General features: G+C 69.9%; 22 protein-coding genes, 1 tRNA gene, 1 pseudogene and 1 riboswitch. Of the genes and pseudogenes, 21 read left to right on the forward strand and 3 right to left on the reverse strand.

Features of this window, described 5'->3' with window-relative positions; translation table 11 throughout:
* The first annotated feature begins 29 nt into the window (after positions 1–29).
* The 3 genes from BFF77_RS20520 (at position 30) to BFF77_RS20530 (ending at position 1,275) form a co-directional block, all read left to right on the forward strand.
* A complete protein-coding gene (locus BFF77_RS20520) occupies positions 30–320 on the forward strand; it encodes a hypothetical protein (RefSeq protein WP_066952098.1) in 291 nt (96 codons plus the stop codon).
* 375 nt (positions 321–695) lie between these two features.
* Positions 696–950: a hypothetical protein gene (locus BFF77_RS20525; protein WP_066952069.1), complete on the forward strand. Its 255-nt coding sequence runs from the start codon at positions 696–698 to the stop codon at positions 948–950.
* 19 nt (positions 951–969) lie between these two features.
* Complete coding sequence (locus BFF77_RS20530) at positions 970–1,275, forward strand: hypothetical protein (RefSeq protein ID WP_066952071.1); 306 nt, start codon at positions 970–972, stop codon at positions 1,273–1,275.
* Between the two features lie 117 nt (positions 1,276–1,392).
* Here the strand turns inward: BFF77_RS20530 and BFF77_RS20535 are convergent, their stop codons facing one another.
* Both BFF77_RS20535 and BFF77_RS35240 read right to left on the reverse strand, forming a co-directional pair.
* Entirely contained in the window at positions 1,393–2,148 is a 756-nt protein-coding gene (locus BFF77_RS20535; protein ID WP_079125340.1) for a VWA domain-containing protein, read from the reverse strand.
* A gap of 166 nt (positions 2,149–2,314) precedes the next feature.
* Positions 2,315–2,629, reverse strand: coding sequence for a hypothetical protein (locus BFF77_RS35240; protein WP_141698479.1), 315 nt, complete (start codon positions 2,627–2,629; stop codon positions 2,315–2,317).
* Between the two features lie 149 nt (positions 2,630–2,778).
* On the opposite strand from BFF77_RS35240, the gene BFF77_RS20540 reads away from it, so the two are divergent.
* From BFF77_RS20540 to BFF77_RS20590, 13 genes are all read left to right on the forward strand, one after another.
* The gene (locus BFF77_RS20540) at positions 2,779–3,408 is read left to right on the forward strand and encodes a hypothetical protein (protein WP_066952076.1); all 630 of its coding nucleotides are present in this window, start codon (positions 2,779–2,781) and stop codon (positions 3,406–3,408) included.
* Between the two features lie 26 nt (positions 3,409–3,434).
* Positions 3,435–4,409, forward strand: coding sequence for a hypothetical protein (locus BFF77_RS20545; protein ID WP_079125341.1), 975 nt, complete (start codon positions 3,435–3,437; stop codon positions 4,407–4,409).
* 171 nt (positions 4,410–4,580) lie between these two features.
* Positions 4,581–5,405: a hypothetical protein gene (locus tag BFF77_RS20550; protein ID WP_066952077.1), complete on the forward strand. Its 825-nt coding sequence runs from the start codon at positions 4,581–4,583 to the stop codon at positions 5,403–5,405.
* Entirely contained in the window at positions 5,392–7,779 is a 2,388-nt protein-coding gene (locus tag BFF77_RS20555) for a hypothetical protein (protein WP_066952080.1), read from the forward strand. The genes BFF77_RS20550 and BFF77_RS20555 overlap by 14 nt, the downstream gene beginning before the upstream one ends.
* Positions 7,772–7,927, forward strand: a complete 156-nt coding sequence (locus BFF77_RS35750; protein ID WP_169922695.1) for a hypothetical protein — start codon at positions 7,772–7,774, stop codon at positions 7,925–7,927. Before BFF77_RS20555 ends, BFF77_RS35750 begins: the two co-directional genes overlap by 8 nt.
* Positions 7,924–8,568: a hypothetical protein gene (locus BFF77_RS20560; RefSeq protein WP_066952082.1), complete on the forward strand. Its 645-nt coding sequence runs from the start codon at positions 7,924–7,926 to the stop codon at positions 8,566–8,568. The genes BFF77_RS35750 and BFF77_RS20560 overlap by 4 nt, the downstream gene beginning before the upstream one ends.
* A gap of 133 nt (positions 8,569–8,701) precedes the next feature.
* Complete coding sequence (locus tag BFF77_RS20565) at positions 8,702–9,538, forward strand: peptidoglycan-binding protein (protein ID WP_066952084.1); 837 nt, start codon at positions 8,702–8,704, stop codon at positions 9,536–9,538.
* Positions 9,535–9,789, forward strand: a complete 255-nt coding sequence (locus BFF77_RS20570) for a hypothetical protein (RefSeq protein WP_066952086.1) — start codon at positions 9,535–9,537, stop codon at positions 9,787–9,789. Before BFF77_RS20565 ends, BFF77_RS20570 begins: the two co-directional genes overlap by 4 nt.
* A 177-nt stretch (positions 9,790–9,966) precedes the next feature.
* Positions 9,967–10,194: a hypothetical protein gene (locus tag BFF77_RS20575; RefSeq protein ID WP_066952088.1), complete on the forward strand. Its 228-nt coding sequence runs from the start codon at positions 9,967–9,969 to the stop codon at positions 10,192–10,194.
* Between the two features lie 121 nt (positions 10,195–10,315).
* The gene (locus BFF77_RS35755) at positions 10,316–10,489 is read left to right on the forward strand and encodes a hypothetical protein (RefSeq protein WP_169922696.1); all 174 of its coding nucleotides are present in this window, start codon (positions 10,316–10,318) and stop codon (positions 10,487–10,489) included.
* A gap of 317 nt (positions 10,490–10,806) precedes the next feature.
* Positions 10,807–10,995, forward strand: coding sequence for a hypothetical protein (locus tag BFF77_RS20580; RefSeq protein WP_066952090.1), 189 nt, complete (start codon positions 10,807–10,809; stop codon positions 10,993–10,995).
* The gene (locus BFF77_RS20585) at positions 10,992–12,347 is read left to right on the forward strand and encodes an APC family permease (protein ID WP_066952092.1); all 1,356 of its coding nucleotides are present in this window, start codon (positions 10,992–10,994) and stop codon (positions 12,345–12,347) included. Before BFF77_RS20580 ends, BFF77_RS20585 begins: the two co-directional genes overlap by 4 nt.
* Before the next feature lie 102 nt (positions 12,348–12,449).
* Positions 12,450–12,662: a hypothetical protein gene (locus BFF77_RS20590; protein ID WP_066952094.1), complete on the forward strand. Its 213-nt coding sequence runs from the start codon at positions 12,450–12,452 to the stop codon at positions 12,660–12,662.
* 85 nt (positions 12,663–12,747) lie between these two features.
* Here the strand turns inward: BFF77_RS20590 and BFF77_RS20595 are convergent, their stop codons facing one another.
* Positions 12,748–13,401 (reverse strand): HAD family hydrolase, encoded by a 654-nt coding sequence (locus BFF77_RS20595; protein WP_245703617.1) that lies wholly within the window; start codon positions 13,399–13,401, stop codon positions 12,748–12,750.
* Positions 13,402–13,614: 213 nt separating this feature from the next.
* Between BFF77_RS20595 and BFF77_RS37790 the strand changes: the two genes are divergently transcribed.
* From BFF77_RS37790 to BFF77_RS20615, 5 genes and pseudogenes are all read left to right on the forward strand, one after another.
* A complete protein-coding gene (locus tag BFF77_RS37790; RefSeq protein WP_281196571.1) occupies positions 13,615–13,749 on the forward strand; it encodes a hypothetical protein in 135 nt (44 codons plus the stop codon).
* Between the two features lie 75 nt (positions 13,750–13,824).
* A tRNA-Met gene (locus BFF77_RS20600) sits at positions 13,825–13,898 on the forward strand.
* A 191-nt stretch (positions 13,899–14,089) separates the two neighbouring features.
* Positions 14,090–14,836 carry a MerR family transcriptional regulator gene (locus BFF77_RS20605; RefSeq protein WP_066952096.1) on the forward strand — a complete coding sequence of 249 codons (747 nt, stop codon included), beginning with the start codon at positions 14,090–14,092 and terminating at the stop codon, positions 14,834–14,836.
* A 362-nt stretch (positions 14,837–15,198) separates the two neighbouring features.
* On the forward strand, positions 15,199–16,323 hold the full coding sequence (locus BFF77_RS20610) for a PP2C family protein-serine/threonine phosphatase (protein WP_066952104.1): 1,125 nt from the start codon (positions 15,199–15,201) through the stop codon (positions 16,321–16,323).
* 384 nt (positions 16,324–16,707) lie between these two features.
* Positions 16,708–16,862: riboswitch (cyclic di-AMP (ydaO/yuaA leader) on the forward strand.
* Positions 16,863–16,873: 11 nt separating this feature from the next.
* Positions 16,874–17,504 (forward strand): annotated as a pseudogene (locus BFF77_RS20615) (M23 family peptidase); the annotation flags it as partial.

A 17,504-nucleotide genomic window follows, 5' to 3' on the forward strand; every position in this document is an offset into this window, starting at 1 on the left:
AGCCCCAACTCACCCATCGGGAGGACGGTATGGCCGGATTCGACGTCAACGCGGCCCGCGCCCAGCGCCTGGAGGCGCTCGGCAGGGACTGGACCTTCGAGCTGGACGGCGACAGCTTCCAGCTGCCGACGGAACTGACCCGCGCAACCGCGCGCACGCTGCGCGGCCTCGACGACAACGATGTGGACGGACTGCTGGAACTCCTCCTGGGAGAGAAGCAGTTCGCCCGTTTCGAGCGCCACGAGGTCACGATGCAGGACATCGCGGCGATTCTGGAGGCCTACGGCAAGGAGACGGGGCTGGGCCTGGGGGAAGACTGAGCCTCGGCGAGCTCGTCGAAGAGCACGCCGAGGCCCTGGAGGCGGACCTGCTCCGCCACTACGGGGTCGACCTGCTGGACTGGCACCGGGGCCNNACTGGATGTTCGCGACGGTCAACCGTGACGAGGACAGCGAGCCGCTGGACTACCCGGAGCCGGTACCCCGGCCCGGCGATCAGCCGGACACGCCCGGGAACCGCACGGGGGCTCCGACCTCGGAAGAGCTGATGCGTTTCTTCGCCTGAGAGTTGCCCCCTTCCGCGCGGACTCGCTGTCGCGCGATGGCCGGTGCGGTGCACCTGGTGACGTGCCAACATCGGATGAGAGTTCGTGACCAGGTGGGAGATCACGTGCCGTGCGTGAAGGGGGAGAGCGCGTGGGCGAGCGGACCGAGAGCACGTGGTCCGGCTGGCGGGACCGGGTGGTTCAGGTCCCGGGAGGTGGTTCCGGGACGCCGCTGCTGCTGGAGATCCGTGGCGGTGTCACGTCCAGTTTCGACATCGTCGCGGTCAGGGCCGGCGCGTACCACCAGCGGGCTCGGGCGCGGATCGCGACCATTCACGGGCACCGGCCCTGTCGTATCGTGCTGCCCGCGGACTGCGACGCGTTCGAGGTCCAGCGCATTCGGTAATCGCGAAGGGGCCGGCGGGTTGAGCCGGTGGCGCGCGCGGGTCATCGAACCGGACGCGCTTCCCCGGATCCCCTCCAAGGAATCGGAGGGAAGGGGCACGGAAACCTTCGGCTACTTCGAACCGAAGCGTTATTACGAGGACACGCGCTCCTTGTACTACGACTTCACCGATACGCCAGGAACCCTGATCTATTCCCCCGCGGACGGCCGGGAGCAGACGACGCGCCACACCTCGGCGGTGGATCAGAAGGGCGTGCTGCGGCTGCCGCATCACGGATACGTCACCGTATCGAGCAACGGCAGATGGACGGTGTCGGTCACCTGACTCCGTACAGAACTCCGGCCGGCGTCGGTGATCGATCGGCTCGCGGAGGCGGACTGGATGTTCGCGACGGTCAACGGCGGTTTCGACGCCGGAACGTCCCGGCGCCCCGGCTCTCGCTCAGTTCTTCCGCTGAGGGCGGGTTCTGCTCCAGCGGACGAACGGCTTCAGTACCCCACGGAAGAAGAGGTACTCGGGCGTCATCTCGATCGGGTCCCACCCGCGGTACAGGTTCACGTTGGTGATGTGCGGCGCCTCGGACCGCAGTTGGTCGAGATCGTTGAGGACGGACTCCAGATTCGGGTTGCCGGCGAACTGCCAGAAGACGTTCGCACCCGACGCCGCCTCCAACTGGTCGGCCAGGGCGGTGCGCCCCGGGCCGGGTGCCCAGAGGTAGAAAAGCACCAGGACCGGGCCGTCTGCCTCCGGGACGCTCGCTGTGATCGTGTTGACCGCCTCGGCCGTGTTCTGACCGTTGAAGAGGCCGTACCGCTCGGCGTGCCGGGTGAGCAGGTTGCCCGATGCCGGTGCCGCGTCCCTGGTGAGCAGGGGCTCGGGTGGGAGGGCGGCCCAGTCCGCGATCCACTGCGCGGCGTGGTGCGGATCGAGCTCCGGCAGCCTGTGCGCCCGCGACGTGTATATCCAGGGCTGCACGGCCGTTCCGGGCGACAGGGCCCTGCCGAGCGTGGCGGCTCGGCGTGCCATGTCGGCGATGGTGCCGTTCTCGAACGGATGGCGATGTGCCCCCGGAAGAGCCAGCATCACACGTGGCGAACGCCCTTCGGCCCCGCTCACCCGGGTGGCCACGGAGGCGGCGAACCGTCCTTTTCCGGGTTTCCGGATCTTTTCCGGCAGATGTGTTTTGTTGGCAGTCATGGCCGCAGGTTACGGCGCTGCTGGACTGCGCTGCAATCAATTCGAATTGAAGAGTCATACGGGCTTCGACGTCGACAAGGATCCCTATTTCGTCAGCAAGAAAACGGAGGAAACCAAGAAAGCCCTGAACGGCATCAGCCTCACGGGCTCAGGGCGGAGCGGAACGTCAGTTCAGGCCCGTGATGCCAAACACGGCGGTAGCCCCACCTGCCAAGAATGCCAGGCAAGAAATGGGCCACAATCGGATCACCGGATATTTCCCGGCGGGATAGAAAAATGCCGAATATTCGGGATCGTAATCAATGGATATGATCTCTCCCACGGAAAAATCGCGGTTCCCGAATTTCTGCGGTGTGCCGGCGGTCCATTCCGCTTCTGCGCCGGGCCGGGCGGGGTGTGCGTCACTTCTGGTCGGTGAAAATCGATAGGAGAGTCCCGTCGAAAGCTCAAGGGAGCCCAGTATCTCGACCTCGCGGGTCACCTTCCTTCGATACCCCCGAAGGCCACTCAGGGCCAGGAGGGCGCCCCACAGCACAACACCGGAACCGGCGCATATGACAACCCATGTACCAAGAGTCCCCAAGTTCACAGGCGAATCGTAGCAAGATCGCGCTCAATGAGGGGGGAGTAATGGCAGAAAAGACGGCAGCTCAACTGGAAAAAGAGATCAAGGGGCTGAGAGATGATCTACGTCTAAAAGCTGACTCATCATCACTTGTCGACCTGGTGCGGATCGCCGATGTCAAGAGCGCCGCACTCAAGGGCGGCAAAGATGTGCTGGCCACCCAGGCGTGGGTCGAGGAGCAGACGAAAAGCAAAATCTGGGAGGAGATCAAGTCCCCGGAAGCCGTGGGTCTGGTCACTGCTCTGACCATCGCCAAGATCGAGTTCTCCCCCCTTCTCAGTCTGGAACCCGTTGTCGAGGCGTTCTTCAAGAGGAAGGGACTTGAACGCAACAGATTTGGTGTCATGTGGAAAGTTCAGGCCGAAGAACTCCAGCGACGCGCGCGGGAGATCGCTGATGCCGAGTCCCGGCTCACCCGGATGGAGCGGGGCATCGCAAGGCTCCAGGACTTGACCACCGGCGCGCACACTCGAATTCGGACGCTGGAGCGAAATGTCTCCCGCATGGATGCGGCGGCGAACACCTCCAGACAGCAGGTCCGGCGTATGGATTCATCACCCGACCTGGCCGGTACGACGAATCGCGTCACGCTGCTTGAACGACGGATCGGTCTGCTCACCGCCGCGCTGTCCTGATCACACATCTCCGGAGGGATTCACTGATGAATCTGAAGCAAGCCCTCACGAACGCCTCGACAGGAATGGACCAGCTGCGCGGCCGTACCTCGACGACGAGCGCGGCCATGGCCCATCTCAAGAACTCCGTGAACACAGGCACCGGCGCCATGGGCAAGCTGCGAACCGGGCTGACCGGCGCCGATGCGGCCCTTGCCAAGTCCAGGGGTGCCACCGACAAGTTCAAGTCGTCCCTGGACAAGCTCAAGTCGTCCGCCGACAGGACCAGGAATGCCTTGCGGGACGTGAAGCAGCAGGCGGACGCCGTGGAGAAGTCCGTGGGGAAGGCCGGCAAGAACGCCGACAAGGGCGAGAAGTCGATGGGGGGTCTCGGGAAGGGGCTCAAGGGGGCGAGCCTTGCTCAGAAGGGGCTGAACCTCGCCATGGCGGCCAGCCCGTTCGGGCTGATCATGACGTTGGTCGCCCCGCTCATCGCCCAGTTCGTGAACATGGACAAGGTCGCCGCCATGGTCCGCAAGGGACTTTCGGCGGCCTGGAGCCACATCAAGAGTTCCTCGCAGTCCGCCGCGAGGATCCTCGGCCCGCTCTTCATCGGCGTCGTGAACGGGTTCCTGTCGCCCACGCGGATGCTGGTCCGCGGGCTCAACGTACTGATCGGCGGGCTGAACCACGTCAAGTTCAAGGTTCCGGACTGGGTGCCCGTCATCGGCGGCAAGGGCTTCGCGTTCAACCTGCCGAGGATCCCGGTGCCGCAGCTCGCCCAGGGCGGTGTCGTCCCGGCCCGCACCGGCGGCACCCTCGCCGTGCTCGGTGAGGGCGGTGAGTCCGAGGCCGTCATCCCCCTCTCCAAGCTGGAGGGGATGCTCGGCTCCGGCGGCGGACTGCGCCGGCTCGCCGCCGCCGTCGAGCAGCTCGCCGAGCGGCCCGTGGTCGTCCAGGTCGACGCCCAGACCATCGCCCGCGCGGTATTCCTGGGGCAGCGTCAGCTCGCCCGGCGGTGAGGCCGGTCCGCCGCCCCCGTGCCGTCCCGTACCGCCCCGCAATACCTCGTACAGCCCACCCCAATACCTCATACAGCCCCGCACCACCCCGCATCGCACCCGAAACAGCCAGGCCGACGGCCCTCCGCCGTCGGCCTCTTCCATGTCCAGACCACCAAGGGAAGGGTTTCCATGGGCAACCTGTGGATCGGACCGCCCGGCCACCTCATCGAGATCGACCAAGCGGCCAAGACCTTCGAGCGCGCCGCCGACCTGGGCGTCAGTGAGTTCAAGGCGCTCTCGGGACGGGTCACCGTCACCCGCACCGCCGCCCCGGTACGGAGGATCAAGCTGAGCTGGGACATGCTGCTGCCCCAGCACGCGCGCGTCCTCGACCGGCTGGCCCGGCGCGTGGACGGGCCCGGACCGCACGTGCTGATCGACCCGGCGGCCGGCAATGTGCTCAGCCCCGCCCAGGCCGGCGGCACCGGCCCCGCCGGCGTCACCGGACTCGACCAGTGGTTCAAGGTGTCGGCGAACGGCTCGGTGGTGGAGGGCGCCCCGGGTGTCTTCGCGTTCACCGCCGCCGACGCGACCAGTGTCGTCGGCTGGCGCTGCGTACCGTGGAACGGCAACTTCCCGGCCGCGCCCGGTCTGCGGGTCTCCTTCCGCGCGCCGACCGCCGTCGCCGCCCTCGGCACCTGCGCGGTGGGCATCGACTTCAAGCGCGCCGACGGATCCTTCATCAGCGGCGTGAACGCCTCCGGTCCCTTCGTCGCGGGCACCGCCCCGGCCGGAACCACGCATCTGACGCCGACGGCCAGGCCCGGTACGGCGGGTACGTACGCCTTCGCGGGCGCCTGCCTCACCTACGGCGGCGACACCGCGGCCGACGACGTACCCGGCGACGACCTGCCGCCGATGTCCGTCACCGGCTACAGCGACACTCCGGGCCGCCCGCTGCCGTACCGCTCGGTCGGCATCGACCTCGTGGAGGTGTCCGGTGCAGCGGGCTGACGGCACCACCGAGGAGGCGCTCGCCGCCGGCGAGCGCACCATCACCCACACCACGCGCCTCGGCGGCACCGACGTCTCGGCACAGGTGCAGTCCTGGCAGGTGGAGCGGTCCTACGCGACCGATCTGCCGCCCGCGATGCGCGCCTTCTCGGGCAGTTCCGCGGCGCAGCTCACCCTCCAGCTCGGCGGTACGAAGGACACGGCGGCGCCCGGGCTGTACTCGCCGTGGGCCCCGCGGTCCACGGGTGACAGCGCCCGCCCCGGCCAGAGCGTGGTGCACGAGGCCGGGGTCGGCCCGGCCGCACTGCCCGCCTTCCGCGGCACCGTGCGCAACCGCAACGCCCAGTCCGGCACCGACTCGGTGCAGCTGACCGCGCTCGACGGAGCCGAGCGGCTGCGTGCGCCGGCCGAGCTGCCGCGCCCGTACGCCGGCCTGAACTGGGCGCGTCCGCTGGCGACGGCCACCTGGTGCGTGGACGAACTGCTGCGCCAGGCCGGGCTGTTCTCGTCACCGCCGCCGAGGGCCCCGCAGTTCGTCGCCGGGCAGCCGCTCAGCCTCGTCCACGCGACGCTGCACGGCGGTTTCGCGACGCCCTTCGGGATGCCGGAGGACCTGCCGGACCCGCGCCACTACACCTGGTCGCGCTCCGGCGCTCCGCACGAGATGGCGCTGGTCCCCAGGGGGCTGCCGTCCGGCCAGAGCGGGGTGACGGCCTCCTGGTTCCCCCGCAGCCGTGTCACCGTGCCGGGCAGCCGGCTGTTCGTCGAGGCCTGGGTCAACACCGCCGTCGGCATCGGGGACACGATCCGTATCGACCTGGAGCTGAACCGGACGGGCAGCGTCACCGGCACCCTCTCCATCGACGTCGACTTCGTCGAGGGCACCTTCGCCGCCTGGTCGCTCAGCACCGATCCCGCGGTGCCGGGCAGCGGTCTGGCCTGGGGCCACAACGCCGCGGCGATGAAGGCACAGCGCGGGGTGTGGCACATCGGCGCGTACATCGATGTGTTCGCCTCCACCGGCGGCCAGGCCCTGCCCGCCTTCACCCCGCTGATGACCGCGCCGAACGGCACCACCTGGACGGGCCCCACCGGCGTTTTCACGGCGGACAAGGGACCGCAGCCGGTGGCCGAGCTGCGCAAGGTACGGCTGGTCACCACCATGGCGACCGAAGGGGTCCAGGTCACCTCGGGGCTGACGGCGGTGCCGTCGGCGAGCGCGTTCGCGCAGTCCGGCTGGACCAAGACCGCCGAACTCGACGACGCGATCCTGCCGCTGCGCACGATTCCCAAGGTGTCGGGCTCGCAGTGGGAGGCGATCGGGCAGATCGCCAAGGCCGCCATGTCGACGGCCGAGCTCGACGAGGGCGGCCGGTTCCGCTGGCGTAATTTCACCCGGTTCGCGACCGTGCCGACCACTCCCGATCTGACGCTGACGTCCGTACGCGACATCGCGGCGCTCACCCTCACCGAGGAGATCGACGCCTGCCGCAACTTCTGCGCGCAGCCCGTCAGGGACTGGAACGCGGTACGGCTCGTGAGCGGGGAGCCCGTCGTGGACACCCAGGTGCGGGAGATCCCGGGGAACGGCACCCTCACCGTCTCGTACACCTTCGGCGAGGACGAGCTGGACGTGGGCCCGCCGGAGACGGACGACGACTCGGTGGCCACCCCCGGTTCCGCCTTCCGGGTCGCGACGCAGAACGCGGCGGGCGCGGCGGCCGTCAAGGGCTCGGTGGACGCGATGGTACGGCGCGAGGACGGCAGCATCGTGCTGCGCCTGACCAACCGCACCGCGACGCGGCTGTACACCGTCACCAGGACGGGCGAGCCGTCCATCACCATCGTCCCCCTCAAGCCGGACCGTGATCCGGTGGAGCGGCAGGCGGTGTCGTACGAGGCCCTCGGACTGAGCGAACGCTGGTACGGGCGCCAGGAGTTCTTCGGCGAGACCAGCGAATGGGTCCAGGACCTCGCCGCCGCACGGCAGTTGGCGGACGCCATGCGGGCGGCCGGCGAGTTCCCGGTGCCGGTGTTCGCGGATGTCCAGGTCCTCTACGACCCGCGTATCCAGCTCGGCGACGTGGTGAGGATCGTCGACACGACCGGGGCCGAGATCAGCACGCTCGCCTGGGTCGTCGGTGTCACCACGGCGGCGAACGCCGACGGCGCCGTGCAGCAGACGCTCAGTCTGCGCGGCGTGACGGCGAACGGAGTGCCCAAGGACGCGGGCCTCACCCCGGACGTCCCCGCCGTCGCGGCGCCCGTCGTCCGGGCCACGTACGCCAATGTCGCCGCCGCCCACCCGACCCTCGCCGACCTGTCGGCGGCGGGCGCCACCTGGAGCGATGTGAAGGAGACCGGCCTTGTCTGAGTCCGCGCCGGAGCCGGTCCAGCCGAGCCCGGAACTGCTGCGGGAGCTCGCCGAAGCGACATCGGCCGAGCCCGGCACCGAACCGCAGCCGACCAGCAGCGAGTTGCTGACGGTCACCGTCACCGACACACAGGAGGAGTCCGTATGACTGTCCAGTACACGCCGATGAGCAATCTGCCCTACCCGCAGCCGGCCGACCCGGCCGATCTGCCCGCGCATCTGAAGGCGCTCGCCGAGGCACTCGACCACCGTACGGTGCTGCGTTTCGCGGACGCCGCCGCGCGGGACGCGAAGGTGACCGCACCGATCGCCGGCATGCTCGCCTGGATCGGCACCCCCGGCCGGCTGATGTACTACACCGGCTCGGAGTGGGTGCCCGCCGCGCCGTCGCCGGTGTACAAGATCAATCTCACCTCGGGGAGCACGACGTCCACCACCTTCGTGGAGACCCTGTCGACCGGCGACCCCCTGACCGTCTCGTTCCTCGCTCCCGCCTCCGGCCAGCTTCTTGTCACCGTCGGCGGCTATCTGTGGTCGTCCACGGCGAGCACCACGTCCATCATGTCGGCGATCATCCGCAATTCCTCGGGCTCGGTCACCCTGAGCGCCAACGACAACCGTGCCGCGCTGGTCAACAGCACCTCCCGGGCCTCGGTGTCGTCGCAGTTCCTGGTCACGGGTCTCGTCCCTGGTGCCACGTACTCGGCGACCCCCGCGTACCGGTCGAGCACCGCCAGCAACACCGCCAACTTCGACAGCCGGTTCATCCGCGTCGACCCGATTCCGTAACACCCACGGGACGCCTGCCGTCAGCGGACGTCACCCGCACGCGACGTGACCCGCACCCGACGGCATCCGTCCGCACCCGACGTCACCCCTCACCAGCTGACAGATCGTCAACAATGTGCCAGGAGGAGCCTTCATGGCCACACCTCTCGGCGCCGACGCCTTCGCCCGCGCCCTGCGCGGCGAGGGCGTCGGCGTCCTCGAACACGCCAACTGGCGTACCCACTCGCGCGATCGCCAAGGGCCCTGGGGCCCTGTCCACGGTGTGATGCTGCACCACACCGCGGGTACGGACAGCCTCCGCCTCTGCCGGGACGGCACCGCGGCCCTGCCGGGCCCGCTCTGCGCCGGTCTGATCACCAAGGACGGCACGGTCCATCTGCTGGGCTACGGCCGTACGAACCACGCCGGTTCGGGCTCGGCCGCGGTCCTGGAGGCCGTACAAAGGGAGAAGTCCCCCCTCCCCGCCCCCGGCCCGGACACCGTGGACGGCAACGCGCGCTTCTACGGCTTCGAGATCGAGAACGCGGGGAACGGGCGTGACCCGTACCCGAGCGCCCAACTCGCCGCCGTGGAACGGCTGTCGGCGGCGGTCTGCCGCGCCCACGGCTGGTCGGCGGCGAGCGTGGTCGGACACGGGGAATGGACCCGCCGCAAGATCGACCCGTCGTTCTCGATGGATGGGATGCGCGCACGGATCGCGGCCCGGCTGGGTGTCCGGCCGGCCTCGTACGAACCGTTCCCGGGCGCGGCCTTCTTCGTGCGGGGCCGCCGCGACGAGCTGATCACCGCCGTCGGCAAGCGGCTGGTGGCCGAGGGCTGCGGCCGGTACTCGGCCGGTCCCGGTCCCGTCTGGACGGCGGCCGACGTCCTCTCCTACGCGGCCTGGCAGCGCAAGCTCGGCTACGTGGGCGCGGACGCGGACGGCGTCCCGGGCCGGGCGAGCTGGGACAAGCTGCGCGTCCGCCGATGACAGCGGCCGAGGCCGAGGCCGTCGCGCTGGAGCTGGAGCGGCTGCGCCGCTCGGTCGACGTGGGATTCGCCACCACCCGCGGTGACCTCGCGCTCCTCCTCCAGCGCGCCGACCAGACCGACAAGACCCTCGACGAGCACGAGTCCCGCCTCGACGCCCTGGAACGTGCCCGCTGGCCCCTCCCCTCGCTGGCCGCGGCCACCTCCTGCATGGCGCTGGCGCTGACGATCTGGCAGTCGCTCGGGCGCTGAGGAAAGCGGCGACGAGGGACGGGAGGCGGCAGAAGAAGGCAGAAGAAGGCGGAAGGAGGCAAATGGCGCCTACCCGAAAGAGGGAAGAGTAGTACTTTTCGAAATCGTTCGAGGCGCACGGTGGAATGCGTTCCGTGGCCGCGGTATCTCCGTGGCGCGTCGAACAAGGAGCCCCCTATGCGTCGAACTCTCGCATCCCTGGCCACGGTCGGCCTGGGGCTGTCCGTGGTCGTCGGTCTCGCGGGGACCGCCGCGGCGACTGTTCCCTCGCCGGCGGCTGCCGGTCCCGGAGATCTGGTGCTGGCCTACCAGTGCAATGCCGGCGGCGGCACGGTCGTGTTCCCCCTCGGTCCCGTCGCCAGATGTGAAGGCGGACGGTTCGCCGGTTCCATCGTGGTGGTGTAGCGGGCGCCGGGGGACGGCCGGCCTGCCGGCCCGTCCGCTCCGTACGACGGGAGAGACAGAGCGACGCGTGTCCGGTCATGGGCGCGCGTTTCCCAGGTACTCAACAGTGTGGGAGAGAAATATGCGTATCAGCAGAGCTGTGGCGGTCTCGGGTCTGGTCCTCGCGGGAGTCCTCGGATCCGCCGGGGCCGCGACCGCCGCCGAACACGAGGCGGACGCCCCCGTGGTGAGCATCGGACACATCGACGACTCGATCGAGGAGATTCTCCAGGCCGCCGTGGAGATCCTCGACTGACCGGGGCCGGGGCCCCGCGGGGCCTCAAGGTCCGGCACGTCCGGTCCGCTGCGTCCGGTCCGGCACGTCCGGCACGTCCGGTCCGGCACATCCGGTCCTGTCTGCTCCGTCCGGTTCGACGCGCTCCGTCCGGTCCGGCTCCGGCAGACGGAGTGCTCCGGCTCACGGAGTGCGGGTGCCCTTCCGCTCGGCTCGCCAAGGGCCGGGCGGGAGGGCCTCTCCGTTCCCGGGCTTCTTCCGCGAGGACGGACGGCTGAGGGAGGATCGGCGGGCGGTGCCCCTCGCACCTGCGATCCGCCGAGATCTCGGAGGCCCACGTGACGGTGATGGTCGGACTGGTCCACAAGGAACGTGTCCGCCCGCGAGGCGACGACGCGCCGCGAGGCGACGACGCGGTGGGTGTACGAGGGCGCACCCGGCTCGCGGCGGCACTGGCCGCCGCCGGCCGTCACCGTGCCGGCGTGTCCGCGCCCTGTCTCCACGTCGCCACCCCGCGCCCGTCGTGAACGGATCGGGTACGGGCGCCTCGGGCGCCTCGGGTACGTCCGGTGCCCCGGCCGCGTCAGGCACCTCGGGTACGGGAGAGCTCGTCCGGCGCCTCGGACTCTTCGACGCCGTGACCATCGGCCTGGGCGCGATGATCGGCGCGGGCGTCTTCGCCGCGTTCGCGCCCGCCGCTGCGGCGGCCGGCTCCGGGCTGACGGCCGGACTGGCGCTCGCCGCCGTGGTGGCGTACTGCAACGCGACCTCCTCCGCACGGCTCGCCGCCCTCCACCCGGCCTCGGGCGGAACGTACGTCTACGGCCGTGAGCGGCTCGGCCCGTTCTGGGGGTATCTCGCCGGATGGGCCTTCGTGATCGGCAAGACCGCCTCCTGCGCGGCGATGGCGCTGACCGTGGGCGCCTATGCCTGGCCGGGACAGGCGCACGCCGTGGCGGTCGCCGCCGTGGTGGCCCTGACGGCTGTGAACTGTGCCGGGGTGCAGAAGTCCGCCTGGCTCACCAGAGCCGTGGTCGCCGTCGTCCTGGCCGTGCTCGCCGCCGTGGTCGTCGTCTGTCTGACGGCGACGACAGCGACCACGGCGAGCACCGCGACCGGCGCGGGTCCCGGCGCCGGTACGGATGTCACCTTCGGCGGAGTGCTGCAGGCGGCCGGGCTGCTCTTCTTCGCCTTCGCCGGCTACGCGCGTATCGCCACGCTCGGCGAGGAGGTCCGTGATCCCGCCCGTACGATCCCGCGCGCGATCCCTCTCGCCCTCGGTGTCACCCTGGTCGTGTACGCCGCTGTCGCGCTCGCCGTGCTGCACGTCCTGAGCCCGGACAGGCTGGCCGACGCCACGGCCCCGCTCGCCGAGGCGGTGCGCGCGGCCGGTGTTCCCGCGCTCGCGCCGGTGGTACGGGCGGGCGCGGCCGTCGCCGCCGTCGGCTCGCTGCTCGCGCTCATCCTCGGTGTCTCGCGTACGACGCTCGCGATGGCCCGCGACCGTCATCTGCCGCACGCCCTGGCCGCCGTGCACCCGCGCTTCAAGGTGCCGCAGCGCGCCGAACTCGCCGTCGGCACGGTCGTCGCCGTCGCCGCGGCCACCGTGGACGTGCGCGGAGCGATCGGCTTCTCGTCGTTCGGGGTCCTCGCCTACTACGCCGTCGCCAACGCCGCCGCCCTCACCCTCACCTCCGCCGAGAAGCGCCCGCCGCGTGCCGTGCCCGTGGTCGGACTCGTCGGCTGTCTGCTCCTCGCCTTCGCCCTGCCTCCGTCCTCCGTCGTGTCGGGCGCCGCCGTACTCGCGGCGGGCGCCGCCGTGTACGCGGTCCGCAGGCGTACGAGGCGTACGGGCCAACGCACTCCGGTCAGAAGCTGATCGAAAGCCAAGCGAAGGTCGATCAAAACATATGACGAGTGTGATCAGAACGTAGCTTCCCAGCGGCTGCGCGGCGGGCGGGAAGGTCGCACTCTTGGCCCTATGAGTGATGCACCGATCGTCGTCCACCGGGCGTCGGGGACAGGCGGGCGGCGGGTCACGGTCCGTGGGCGGATCATGGGGCTCGCCCACTCCGACGACCATCTTGTCGAATTCCTGCGTCTGGCCGGTCTGCCCGACGCCTGGGACCTGCTCGACGACCCGGAGTGGGTGGAGTGGCAGGGCGGACCCGCCCACCAGTACAGCGTCGTATGACCCGCTGACCCGCCCATCAGTACCCCGCTGACCCGCCCGTCGGTACAGCGTCGTATGAGGGGATCGTCCTCTCGGTCCGGCGGGATCAGTCCGGCGGGATCGCCGCCGCGATCGAGGTGAGCTGCGTCAGGCTGTCGATCCGCCAGTCCGCCGCCTCCACCACCTCCGGGTCGTCCGCCCAGAGATAGCCCCAGGGACCGCGCCGCAGATGGGCGGTGCGCAGACCGGCGCGCTGGGCGGGGAACAGGTCGTACGCGGGATGGTCGCCCACGTACACCGTTCTGCCGGGCGCGGCCCGCGCCGCCTCGATGACATGGCCGAAGAACTCCGGGGCGGGTTTGGCCACGCCCCACTCGGCCGAGGTGGCCACCAGATCGGCGGGCAGATCGAGGCGGCGCAGCAGGTCACCGGCCTTGACGGTCTGGTTGCCCGCGAGCACGACACGGATGCCGAGGGACCGGAGACCGGCCAGGGCGGGCCGTACATCCGGGTAGAGGTCGGACTCGTCGAGATGCTCGCCGCGCCCCGCCGCCTCTCTGGCGCGGTTGGCCTCGCCGATGTCCATGCCGGGCTTGATCAGACGGAGGGCGTCGGCGTTGTCCTTGTTCTGGACGGTGGCGGCGCCCACCAGCGCGGAGATGGTGTGCCGGGGAATGCCCAGCCAGTCGGCCCAGGAGGCCCAGTACCGGTCGTCGCGCACGAGGGTCTCGCCGACGTCGAACACGATGGTTTCGATCACCGGTCCCAGCGTAGGTCCCGACCGGACAGCGCCCAGGGGGACACGCTCCGCCGATTGTCAGTGGCTGGCCGTAGCCTGTCTCCTATGTTCGCTTCCTCGTCCGCGCACTCCTCACGCCCTTCTCCGGCCTCCCCGGCTTCTTCCTCCGCCCCGGCTTCCGCTGCCGCGTCCCCGGCGCTTGGGTCCGCGTGCGGTCCCGTCCGGTCCGCCGCCGTGGTCAACGCGGAGATCCGCGCCCTGTGGGCGCGCGCCGGCAGCGCGCTCCCGCCCGCCGAGCAGGAGCGCTACCAGCGGCTTCTGGTGGAATGGGCCGCCGCCGTACGGGCCGATGTCGTCACGGCGGCCTAGGACCCTGTCCGGCAGGCGCCCCCGCCCCGCGTGGTGATGATCTTGCTCTGAATGGCGTAAGGTTGTGTTTACCGACGCGGGGTGGAGCAGCTCGGTAGCTCGCTGGGCTCATAACCCAGAGGTCGCAGGTTCAAATCCTGTCCCCGCTACTGAAGCAAGAACCGAAGGCCCGGATTCCCAGTGGATCCGGGTCTTCGGCGTTTTCGCGCTCGGTCTCCGCCCGCGCTCGGCTCCGTGCCGGGTCTTCCCCGCGCTCGGTCTTCTCCGCGCTGAGTCTTCCCCGCGCTCGGTCTTCTCCGGGCTTGACCTTTACGTAACGTCAAGTTCTACGGTCGAAGCCATGGAGTGGTCGATCCAGGAGATCGCGAAGAAGGCCGGGACCACGAGCCGCACGCTCAGGCACTACGGCGAGCTGGGACTGCTGATGCCCAGCAGGACCGGCGGCAACGGTTACCGCTACTACGACCAGGACGCCCTGGTCCGGCTCCAGCGGATTCTGCTGCTGCGGGAGCTGGGGCTCGGGCTGCCGGCGATCGCCCGGGTCCTCGACGGCCAACAGGACACGGCCGTCGCCCTGCGCACGCATCTCAGGCTGCTGGAGCAGGAGCGCGAGCGCGTCGAGCGGCTGATCGCCTCGGTGCGGACCACTCTCCACAAGACCGGGACGGGAGAGGAACTCATGGCCGAGGAAGTGCTCGACGGCTTCGATCACACGCGGTACGAGCGGGAGGTGACCGAGCGCTGGGGCCGGGAGGCCTACCAGAAGGGCGACCGCTGGTGGCGTGCCCTCGGCGAGGAGGAGCGCCAGGACTTCCAGGACCGGCACGAGGCCATCGCCCGGGACTGGGCGCGGGCGAAGGAGGCAGGGCTCGCCGCCGACAGCGACGAGGCCCAGGCCGTCGCCCGGCGTCACTGCGACTGGCTGTCGGTGACGGCCGAACTCACGAGGCAGTACGTCATCGGAGTGACGAGAATGTATGTGGATGATGAACGCTTCACAGCGGCCTACGACAAGTACGGTGAAGGGACAGCAGTGCTCGTACGGGACGCCATGAAGGTGTACGCCGAGCGCCACCTGACTGACTGACCGGTCGTACGGCCGGTCGGTCGGCCGGCTCAGCGGCTGACCGGGCGACCGGCCCGACGGCCGGCGCCACGACCGACCGACCGACCGGCCATCCGACCGACCGACCGTCCGGCTGTCTGACCTGCTGTGGAGCCGGCCGCGATCCGGCCCGCTCCATAGTCCACTCGGCCGACGGCGAGTCGCCGCCGGGGACGGCAGCGGCCAGCCTGGGTGGGGCGCGGTACCGTCCGTAGCCGTGACCCTACGCGGAACCGGGCAGGTGACCACTGGTGGGGAAGCTGAGCAAGCTCAGGGAGAACCTGGGCGGCAGAGGCCGGCGGGCCGATGACCTGGCCGGTCCGGTGTCCGCCGACGGGTCACCGATGCCGGGCAGCCGTGTCCGTACGAGCCGTCGGCTGGTGCGCTTTCTCCCTGTCCTGGTGATCGTCTGCGGAGTGGTCCTCGATCTCTCGACCCCGACGCGGGTCACCGCCGCCCCCCTGTACGCGGCTGCCCCCCTGGTCGCGGCGCCGTTCTACCCGCTGATCGGCACGCTGCTGATCAGCGTCGCCGCGATCATGGCCGAATTGTCGATGCATCTCTACAGCAGTTCGCTCAACACACTGGAGTCGCTGAGCGAACTGCTGACCGTGGTGATCGTCTCGCTCCTCGCGCTGTACATCAGCGGAGTGCTGCGCCGCAGCGGGCAGCGGCTCGCCTCCGCCCGGATCATCGCCGAGACCGCTCAACGGGCGGTGCTGCCGAGACCCGCCGAGCGGATCGGCGGGCTCCGTATCGCCGCGCGGTACGAGGCGGCCCAGGAGGGCGCGTTCATCGGCGGCGACCTGTTCGCCGTACAGGACACGCCGTACGGAGTACGTCTGGTGGTCGGGGACGTACGGGGAAAAGGGCTGGAGGCGGTCGAGGCGGTGGCCGTCGTCATCGGGTCGTTCCGGGAGGCCGCCGAGCAGGAGAGTTCGCTGGAGGGCGTGGCACAGCGGCTGGAGCGCGCGCTCACGCGCGACGGGAGCAGACGGGGCGGGCTGGACGCGTTCGAGGGGTTCACCACGGCCGTGCTCGCCGAGATCCCCCACGACGGAAGCCTGGTACGGCTGGTCAACCGGGGCCACCCCGATCCGCTGCTGATGTGCGAGAACGGCGCGGTACGGATGCTGGAGACGCGCGATCCCGCGCTGCCGCTCGGGATGAGCGAGCTGGGCGCGTGGCCGGACCGCGCGGAGCAGGCCGTGTACCCGGCCGGATCGACGCTGCTCTTCTACACGGACGGACTCTCCGAGGCGCGTGATGCCCATGGTGTCTTCTACGTGCCGCGCGACCGGCTCGACGGACGGATCTTCCAGGGGCCCGACGAACTGCTCCAGGCGCTGATCGACGACGTGCGGCTGCACACGGGCGGCGGGAGCCAGGACGACATGGCGCTGCTGGCGGTCAGCCGGCCCACCGAGATCCAGCCGGAACGGCGCAGGACGATACCCCTCGTCCCCTGACGGCCGTCTCCCGCGGCCTCTTCCTGAGGATGTTCCCCGACGGTGTTCCCCGACGGACGTCTCCCGCGCGTTCCGTGTGTGCCGCGCGTTCCCTGTCCTCCTTCCGGGCGTCACGCCTGTCCCGGACGTCCACGCGCGCGGTCCGTCGGGCCGTCACCACCGTCCGTGACCGACAGGTATCCCTCCGCATAACATTTGACATACCGTCAGGCGCGCCGGGTGGACTGAAAGACAGTCAGCTCGTCCGATTGCGTACGCATGTGCCCTGGTGTGTCCGATGCGAAGTTGTTAATGATCACCCGGAACGGCTTGGAATAAGGGCCCGGTCTCTATTAACGTTCGATAACGCAGCGCGGTCGTCCCAGCCGTCGTAAGAGTCGGCACCGTGCTCACGCGCCGAATCCCGCAAGGGAACCGGGGAACCACCAATTGGGGTGAATCGGAAGTTCTTTGCTGCCTCGCGCAGCTCAGGGCGACCGTAGGAGACCTTCCTGCTCCGAACCCGTCAGCTAACCCGGTAGGCGAGAAGGAAGGAAAGGAGTGCGCCTCAGTGGCGTCCAATCAGCCTGCCCCCACCGCCCCCTTCGAAACCACCTCCTTCGGCACCGAGCCGGAGCGGGCCTGGGGTGAGTGGAATCCCACCGAGGAGTCCGTACGCCCGGTACGCGGCAGGCATCGCGTCGGCAAGCAGCGCAACAACTTCGCCCGTAGCTCCACCGTCCTCGGCGTGGGTGTCATAGCCGCCGTCGGCGCGGGCGGTATGGCCACCGCGCAGGACAAGCCCGCGGTCTCCATATCCCTGCCCGACGCCATCACGGACAATCTTCCCGCCGCCGGTTCGCTCCCGGGCATGGGATCGCTGGCGGCGGACGAGGCCGAACCGGACCTGCTCGCCAGCGCACCGCTCACCACCGCCGGTATGACGGCCGCGGACGCGGAACAGGGCGCCACGGACGCCGGCGAGGCGCTGCGGGCCCGGATCCTCCAGCAGGCCGAGCAGCAGCAGAACGAGGCCGACGCCACGGAGAAGGCCGCAGCGGAGCGCGCGGCGGCCGAGCAGGCGGCGGCACTGGCCAAGAAGCAGCAGACCGAGGCCGAGAAGAAGATCGAAGAGGCGAAGAAGAAGGCCGAGGCCGAGGCCAGGGCCAAGGCGGAGGCGGAGCGCCTCGCGAAGCTGGCCG

Origin of the sequence: Streptomyces lushanensis (assembly GCF_001700515.1) — a bacterium.
Taxonomy (GTDB): Bacteria; Actinomycetota; Actinomycetes; order Streptomycetales; family Streptomycetaceae; genus Streptomyces; species Streptomyces lushanensis.